The organism is Bacillus sp. SIMBA_074 (assembly GCF_046534555.1).
GTDB classification, from domain to species: domain Bacteria; phylum Bacillota; class Bacilli; order Bacillales; family Bacillaceae_G; genus Bacillus_A; species Bacillus_A mycoides.
This window is the reverse complement of record NZ_JAWRYM010001245.1, coordinates 1-235: the sequence shown is the minus strand read 5'-3', so window position 1 is coordinate 235 and position 235 is coordinate 1. Positions and strand designations below refer to the sequence as shown.

Below are 235 nucleotides of genomic sequence, written 5' to 3'. Positions count from 1 at the left end.
ATGACGGCCGGGAGCCCGACTCCCCTGACGAGCTACCTCGGGTCGTGGGCGTGTACGAACGTCGCAACGAACAGCCCCACTGTGCTGCCCTCCGGCAGCGGCGCGACCAAGACGATCTCTCCGGCGATCGGTGACGACATCACCTGCACCATCACCAACACGGCGATCCACCCGGCGTTGGACCTCGTGAAGTCGGCGGCGCCCTCCGACCCGGCGAGCTACACCGTCGGGCAGC

At 68.5% G+C, this 235-nt stretch carries 1 protein-coding gene; it reads left to right on the top strand.

Annotated elements, in window-relative coordinates; all coding sequences use genetic code 11:
- Nucleotides 1–235 (top strand): hypothetical protein (locus tag SB773_RS34705; protein WP_410595103.1); only part of this gene is annotated, 235 nt, incomplete at its 3' end.